This is a genomic window from Pelotomaculum propionicicum, assembly GCF_004369225.1.
Lineage (GTDB): Bacteria > Bacillota > Desulfotomaculia > Desulfotomaculales > Pelotomaculaceae > Pelotomaculum_B > Pelotomaculum_B propionicicum.
The window spans coordinates 1-1,706 of record NZ_QFFZ01000129.1 but is presented as its reverse complement, the minus strand read 5'-3'; the positions used below and the strand labels follow the sequence as shown (position 1 = coordinate 1,706).

General features: G+C 49.3%; 1 protein-coding gene. It reads right to left on the bottom strand.

Annotation, left to right across the window (positions count from 1 at the left end; translation table 11 throughout):
* Window positions 1–326 precede the first annotated feature (326 nt).
* The gene (locus Pmgp_RS19180; protein WP_134216275.1) at window positions 327–1,340 is read right to left on the bottom strand and encodes a site-specific integrase; all 1,014 of its coding nucleotides are present in this window, start codon (window positions 1,338–1,340) and stop codon (window positions 327–329) included.
* Window positions 1,341–1,706: the final 366 nt, after the last annotated feature.

The window sequence follows — 1,706 nt, the reverse complement described above, 5'->3', positions numbered from 1 at the left end:
TTTTGTCCACAGCAGCTTACGGTGGTTTGAAGCCTCCACCTGCATGGCGGCTCCGAGGGGCCTTCCCTCATCTTCGATTAAGCATGGCTTTAGGGCTCTCATGCAGCCCTGCGCCTTCGTGGCGCACCATCATCGGCATAACGGGCAAATGGCTTATCCGCATGAGTCCGTGCCATCCACATGTCAAAGGCGTAGTGCAAGAACAGGTTGGCCAGCACCGGGCTGATGACACCACCTTATGCAAAGAAATCCGTTATGCAAAGTAAATTTCGCGAAGCCTTTAAAAATGCCAGCCCCCGCTCCATTTACTTTGCATAATCTCTGGCTTACGCTAGCTCAGACAGCCATGCAAGGAGAGCCTGATCCCTGCTCCAATCCGGCAGATTGCTTTCAATTAAATCTGGATAAGCGTTTTCAATGGCTTTTCGCTTGGTCTCCGTATCCGCCCGGGCATAAACTTCGGTGGTCTTGATATCCACATGGCCTAGAAAGTCACGGATGTAGATGAGGTTGCCCCCTGCCTGAAGTAAATGCATGGCTTTACTATGACGAAACATATGCGGTTTAACCTTTTGCGGCACAATAAATGATTTGATTCTGGCGGCATTGGCATACTTTGCAATAATATAGGCAACACCCTCCTTTGTCAGGGGATGATGCTGGCGGTTTGTAAAAAGCTGGTACTGCCCTTTATGCTGGCTGGTCAGGTGGTTTTCCGCCAGGTAGTTTTGAAGAAGTACCGCTGTGTTTTTCAAGAGGGGCACTCGCCTGGTCTTGTTCCCCTTACTGGTCAGGGCAATCACTGCCGGTGAGGAAAGAAACACATCGCCCACTTTGAGATCTATCAGTTCCTGAACCCGTGCGCCAGTATCGTACAACACACTCATCAGCGTTAAATCCCGCCGGCCTCTCGGATGATTTCTGTCAGGCTGATCAAGTAGCAGTTTCATGGCTTCCGGCGTTAGATGTTCTACTACCGGTTTACTAGCTTTTTTCACCGGTATGGCTATGATTTTTTGAAAGTGATAAAGTCCGGCGGGTTCTTCAGTTTGTACGTACCGAAAGAAGGAATGGATGGCTGCCAGTCGCTGGTTTCTGGTTGAAATGCTGCACTTTTTTTCCGTTTCCAACCAGAGTAGAAAGCCTTGGATCACCTCCGCATTCAAATTTGACATAGTGATTCGTTCCGGCAAAATATGTTCTTTTTCCTGGCAATACTTCAACAGCAGTTTGAAGGTATCCCGATATGAATGGACTGTGTTAGGACTGGCGTTTCGCTGTTTCGTCAGCCAGGTGGTCAAAAAGGCTGTCAGGTGATCAGCGAAATCAGTCGGTTTCACAGCAATCACCTTCTAGTTTAGGGATAACGTCCGGATACCGGCTTTCCAGTTTAATAATGATGTCAGGAAAGATGTCGGCCGTCAGCCTCAGGTAGTACGCCGTATCTTGGAAAGAGTCGTGGCCCATGTAAGTCTGGAGCACCGGCAGGTATACGGCCAGATCCCTGCCATGTTCGGTCCATCTTTTGAGACAGTGAACAGCATAGGCATGGCGTTTATGTAACGCGTTACATAATCGCCATTGGACTAAACCGCTGGCGCGGTAGTAAAACTTTTAGGTAATACCCTCCCAACTCCGCCTGCCGAGATCCTCTGCTGCGACTGACGTGTCCGCACTCATTGCCATTCATTCGGCCTAAAGGTCTT